Source organism: Citrobacter sp. wls826 (assembly GCF_005281245.1).
Lineage (GTDB): Bacteria > Pseudomonadota > Gammaproteobacteria > Enterobacterales > Enterobacteriaceae > Citrobacter > Citrobacter braakii.
On record NZ_SZWS01000019.1, the window covers coordinates 1 to 5516 of the forward strand.

The following is a 5516-nucleotide window of genomic DNA, read 5'->3' on the forward strand; positions in this document are numbered from 1 at the left end:
TTTGTAATCCGTTGTTCCGTGTCAGTGGAGGCGCATTATAGGGAGTTATTTCAGACTGACAAGTTAAAAATACAAAAAACTTATCAAGCGACTACTTTTCAACCATTACATTGATTTTTGCTTTGTTTTTAAACAAAAACGAGCCCCGCAGGGCTCGTTTATTGTCGTTTTGTGACTTACTGTACTGCCACAATGCGATCGTCATTCACTTCCAGCCGAATCGTTTTGCCTGGAATCAGCTCACCAGACAGAATTTGCTGCGCCAGCGGGTTTTCGATCTGTTGCTGGATAGCACGTTTGAGTGGACGTGCGCCATACACCGGATCGTAACCATTCGCACTCAGCAGTTTAAGCGCCTCGTCAGAGATATGAATTTCATAGCCACGCTCTTCCAGACGTTTATACAGACGTTGCAGTTGGATCTGTGCAATAGAAGCAATGTGCTGCTCACCCAACGGATGGAATACAACAACTTCATCTATACGGTTGATGAATTCCGGGCGGAAATTATGGCTCACGACGCCAAGGACCATATCCTTCATGTGGCCGTAGTCCAGCTCACCGAAGCGTTCCTGAATCAGATCGGACCCCAGGTTCGAGGTCATGATGACAACCGTATTACGGAAGTCGACCGTTCTCCCCTGCCCGTCAGTCAGACGACCATCATCAAGCACCTGCAACAGAATATTGAACACATCCGGGTGCGCTTTCTCCACTTCATCCAGCAGGATGACAGAGTAAGGACGACGACGTACCGCTTCTGTCAGATATCCACCTTCCTCATAGCCGACATATCCCGGAGGCGCCCCGACCAGACGAGACACCGAGTGTTTCTCCATAAACTCGGACATATCGATACGCACCATGGCATCATCACTGTCGAACATAAAGTTTGCCAGCGCTTTGCACAGTTCAGTTTTACCGACACCAGTTGGGCCGAGGAACAAGAACGAACCAATCGGGCGATTTGGATCGGACAAGCCAGCACGGCTACGACGGATGGCGTTAGAAACGGCTTCCACCGCTTCGTTCTGGCCAATCACGCGGCTGTGCAACTGCTGCTCCATACGCAACAGTTTTTCCCGTTCGCCTTCCAGCATGCGAGCAACCGGGATCCCGGTCCAGCGCGCCAGCACTTCTGCAATTTCTGCATCCGTGACTTTATTACGCAGCAGACGCATGGTTTTGCCTTCAGACTGGGTGGCTGCTTCCAGCTGTTTTTCCAGTTCAGGAATTTTGCCGTACTGCAGTTCAGACATCCGCGCCAGGTCGCCGACACGACGCGCCTGTTCGATAGCGATTTTCGCCTGCTCCAGCTCAGCCTTGATAGTTTGCGTTCCCGAAAGGGATGCTTTTTCAGCTTTCCACTCTTCTTCTAATTCAGAATACTGGCGCTCTTTATCGTCCAGCTCTTCGTTGAGCATCTCGAGACGTTTTTTACTCGCCTCATCAGACTCTTTCATTAATGCCTGCTGTTCCAGTTTGAGCTGGATAATACGGCGGTCGAGTCTGTCGAGTTCCTCCGGCTTGGAGTCAATCTGCATACGAATGCTGGATGCCGCCTCATCGATAAGGTCGATAGCTTTGTCCGGCAACTGACGATCGGCAATATAGCGGTGAGACAGCGTAGCTGCCGCAACAATCGCCGGGTCAGTGATCTGCACATGGTGGTGCAGCTCATAACGTTCTTTCAGGCCACGCAGAATCGCGATGGTGTCTTCTACTGAAGGTTCGGCTACAAATACTTTCTGGAAACGACGTTCCAGCGCCGCATCTTTTTCGATGTACTGGCGATATTCATCAAGCGTTGTTGCGCCTACACAGTGCAGTTCCCCGCGTGCCAGCGCCGGTTTCAGCATGTTCCCGGCGTCCATTGCGCCATCGGCTTTACCCGCCCCAACCATAGTATGCAGCTCATCAATAAACAGGATGACATTGCCTTCCTGTTTCGAGAGATCGTTTAGCACGCCTTTTAAGCGTTCTTCAAACTCACCACGATATTTGGCCCCAGCCACCAGCGCGCCCATATCCAGCGCCAGCACACGGCGACCTTTTAAGCCTTCCGGCACTTCACCATTGATAATTCGTTGGGCCAGCCCTTCAACGATAGCTGTTTTACCAACACCTGGTTCGCCGATTAACACCGGGTTATTTTTAGTACGACGCTGCAGTACCTGAATGGTACGGCGAATTTCTTCATCACGCCCGATAACCGGATCGAGTTTGCCCTGCTCGGCACGTTCGGTCAGGTCGACGGTATATTTTTTCAAGGCCTGACGTTGGTCTTCAGCCCCCTGGTCATTCACGCTTTCACCTCCACGCATTTGTTCAATTGCCTGAGTGATATTCGCGGTCGTCGCACCTGCTGATTTTAGTAAATCGGTCAGCGTACCGCGTGACTCAAGCGCCGCCAGTACGAACAGTTCTGACGAAATAAAGTTGTCCCCACGTTTTTGCGCCAGCTTGTCGCAAAGATTCAGTACACGCACCAGATCCTGAGAAGGCTGCACATCACCACCGGTACCTTCTACCTGCGGCAACCGGCTCAACGCCTGGTCAATGGCTGTACGTAACTGGCCAGCGTTAATGCCAGCAGACGTTAATAAAGGACGTACCGATCCCCCTTCCTGATTCAGCAAGGCGCTCATTAGATGAAGTGGTTCGATGAATTGATTGTCGTGCCCCAATGCGAGTGACTGGGCATCGGCAAGAGCAAGCTGGAATTTATTAGTAAGACGATCCAGACGCATAACTCCTCCCATAACAGGTCAAAATTGCTACTGGAGATTAAATGAGGTCATCCCTCAATTATTCAAGGTGAATGACCTGAATTATGTGAAAAGAAAATTACACGTACCGGATCGTCTTGATTCTTTAGGTTATATCAGCCAAATAAAACTTGCCATACGACCCGTGGTATTGTCGCGACGATAAGAGAAGAACGTCTCACTTTCGCTGAACGTGCAACGGTCGCCGCCGTAGATGTTCTCTACTCCGATATTTGCCAGACGCTGACGCGCAAGCTGGTAAATATTCGCCAGATATTTATCACCATGCGGTACAAATGCGAGGTCCGCTTGCGGATCTTTCGCCATGAACGCTGCGCGAACTTCTGCTCCCACTTCAAACGCGTTCGGGCCAATCGCCGGGCCTAGCCAGGCAATAATGTTTTCAGGTTTGTCGGCAAAACACGCCACCGTCTCTTCCAGCACGCCGGCGCATAATCCGCGCCAACCCGCATGTGCCGCCGCGACTTCCGTTCCTGCGCGATTGCAAAACAGCACCGGCAGACAGTCGGCCGTCATCACGGCACACACGGTGCCCGGCGTATTGCTGTAAGAAGCATCCGCACGTTTGGAGGCATAAGGCTCGCCGGTCAGTTTCAGGACATCCTTACCGTGGACCTGCTCCAGCCAGACTGGCTTTGACGGCAGATTGCCCGCAGCAAACAGCCGCTTGCGGTTCTCTTCAACATGCTCCGGGTTATCGCCGCAATGGGCGCCCAGATTCAGCGAATCATAAGGCGGCATACTAACACCGCCAATACGGGTAGAACTACACGCAACAACACCTTGCGGTATCGGCCACTGCGGGACAATTAGCTTACTCATAACCAGGCAATATCATCCTTATGTTCTTCGAAATCAGCGCGCATCACTTCAATCAATTGCACCATATCTTGTGGAATCGGTGCGTGCCATTCCATTTCGATACCTGAAATTGGGTGATATAAACGCAGCATAGTCGCGTGCAGCGCCTGACGATCGAACTTACGCAGAACGGAGATAAATTCGTCAGAAGCGCCTTTCGGGGGACGCGGACGACCGCCGTAGACCTGATCGCCCACCAGCGGATGGGTGATATGCGCCATGTGCACGCGGATCTGGTGCGTACGTCCGGTTTCCAGACGCAGCCGCAGACGCGTGTGCACACGGAAGTGTTCCATAATGCGATAGTGCGTCACCGCCGGTTTCCCCATCGGGTGTACCGCCATGTGCGTACGCTTGGTCGGGTGGCGGCTAATCGGTTCCTCAACGGTTCCGCCTGCCGTCATATGACCAATCGCCACGGCTTCGTACTCACGGGTAATTTCACGCAGCTGCAGCGACTCCACCAGACGCGTTTGCGCCGGAACGGTTTTTGCCACCACCATTAATCCGGTCGTGTCTTTATCCAGACGGTGCACGATACCAGCACGTGGAACATCCGCGATTGGCGGGTAGTAATGCAGTAATGCATTCAATACCGTGCCATCAGGATTACCGGCACCCGGATGCACTACGAGGTCACGGGGTTTGTTGATGACAAGAATATCATCATCTTCATAAACGATATCCAGTGGGATATCCTGAGGTTCAAAACGAACCTCTTCATCAATTTCTGCAGTGATGGAGACGCGCTCTCCACCCAACACTTTTTCTTTCGGTTTATCGCAAAGATTGCCATTTACCAGTACGCGCTGGTCAAGGATCCATTCTTTTATGCGCGATCGCGAATAATCAGGGAACAATTCGGCCAAAGCCTGATCTAAGCGTTGACCGAGCTGATTTTCGGAGACTGTTGCGGTGAGTTCTACTCGTTGTGCCATAAACTGCTTCTTCGTTTAACGTTGGGTTTTACGGCTTTGCCGTTTAATATAGTGTGCTATTGTAGCTGGTCTTAACCGGGAGCAGGAACAGAGAATCTCCCGTAAAACATTTTGAGGAAAGTCAAAACGTCATGACGCGCATGAAATATCTGGTGGCAGCAGCCACGTTGAGCCTGTTTTTGGCGGGTTGCTCTGGTTCAAAGGAAGAGGTGCCCGATAATCCGCCAAATGAAATCTACGCGACTGCTCAGCAAAAGCTGCAGGACGGTAACTGGAAACAGGCAATAACGCAATTAGAAGCGTTGGATAACCGTTATCCATTTGGACCGTATTCTCAGCAGGTGCAATTAGATCTCATCTACGCCTACTACAAAAACGCCGATCTGCCACTTGCTCAGGCTGCCATCGATCGTTTTATTCGTCTTAACCCGACACACCCTAACATTGATTATGTCATGTATATGCGTGGCCTGACCAATATGGCGCTGGATGATAGCGCACTGCAAGGATTCTTTGGTGTTGATCGCAGCGATCGCGATCCGCAACATGCCCGAGCTGCGTTTAATGACTTTTCCAAACTGGTACGTGGCTATCCGAACAGCCAGTACACCACTGACGCCACCAAACGTCTGGTATTCCTGAAAGACCGTCTGGCGAAGTATGAATATTCCGTTGTGGAATACTACACTGCCCGCGGTGCATGGGTTGCCGTGGTAAACCGTGTGGAAGGCATGCTGCGCGACTTCCCGGATACCCAGGCAACACGCAATGCCCTGCCGTTAATGGAAAATGCTTATCGCCAGATGCAGATGAATGCGCAGGCAGAAAAAGTAGCGAAAATCATTGCCGCCAACAGCAGCAATACCTGATTTATCTCAGAATGCAAACGGCAGCCCAAAGGCTGCCGTTTTTTTATCCGTAAACGCCA

At 51.4% G+C, this 5516-nt stretch carries 4 protein-coding genes; 1 reads left to right on the top strand and 3 read right to left on the bottom strand.

All coding sequences use genetic code 11. The features are described 5' to 3' along the window. Nucleotides 1–176: 176 nt before the first annotated feature. The 3 genes from clpB to rluD all read right to left on the bottom strand — a co-directional run bounded on the left by clpB (nucleotide 177) and on the right by rluD (nucleotide 4588). Entirely contained in the window at nucleotides 177–2750 is a 2574-nt protein-coding gene (gene clpB, locus FDW87_RS04245) for an ATP-dependent chaperone ClpB (RefSeq protein WP_047499529.1), read from the bottom strand. Between the two features lie 129 nt (nucleotides 2751–2879). Continuing rightward, nucleotides 2880–3611 (bottom strand): purine nucleoside phosphorylase YfiH, encoded by a 732-nt coding sequence (gene yfiH, locus FDW87_RS04250; protein ID WP_016154062.1) that lies wholly within the window; start codon nucleotides 3609–3611, stop codon nucleotides 2880–2882. Continuing rightward, the gene (rluD, locus tag FDW87_RS04255) at nucleotides 3608–4588 is read right to left on the bottom strand and encodes a 23S rRNA pseudouridine(1911/1915/1917) synthase RluD (protein WP_016154063.1); all 981 of its coding nucleotides are present in this window, start codon (nucleotides 4586–4588) and stop codon (nucleotides 3608–3610) included. The genes yfiH and rluD overlap by 4 nt, the downstream gene beginning before the upstream one ends. Nucleotides 4589–4719: 131 nt before the next feature. Between rluD and bamD the strand changes: the two genes are divergently transcribed. Beyond that, nucleotides 4720–5457: an outer membrane protein assembly factor BamD gene (gene bamD / locus FDW87_RS04260; RefSeq protein ID WP_016154064.1), complete on the top strand. Its 738-nt coding sequence runs from the start codon at nucleotides 4720–4722 to the stop codon at nucleotides 5455–5457. The last annotated feature ends 59 nt before the right edge of the window (nucleotides 5458–5516 follow it).

What these genes read in the sequence shown, in the direction of transcription:
- clpB (WP_047499529.1), bottom strand. Translation starts at nt 2,750, where the DNA reads ATGCGTCTGGATCGTCTTACTAATAAATTCCAGCTTGCTCTTGCCGAT.
- yfiH (WP_016154062.1), bottom strand. Translation starts at nt 3,611, where the DNA reads ATGAGTAAGCTAATTGTCCCGCAGTGGCCGATACCGCAAGGTGTTGTT.
- rluD (WP_016154063.1), bottom strand. Translation starts at nt 4,588, where the DNA reads ATGGCACAACGAGTAGAACTCACCGCAACAGTCTCCGAAAATCAGCTC.
- bamD (WP_016154064.1), top strand. Translation starts at nt 4,720, where the DNA reads ATGACGCGCATGAAATATCTGGTGGCAGCAGCCACGTTGAGCCTGTTT.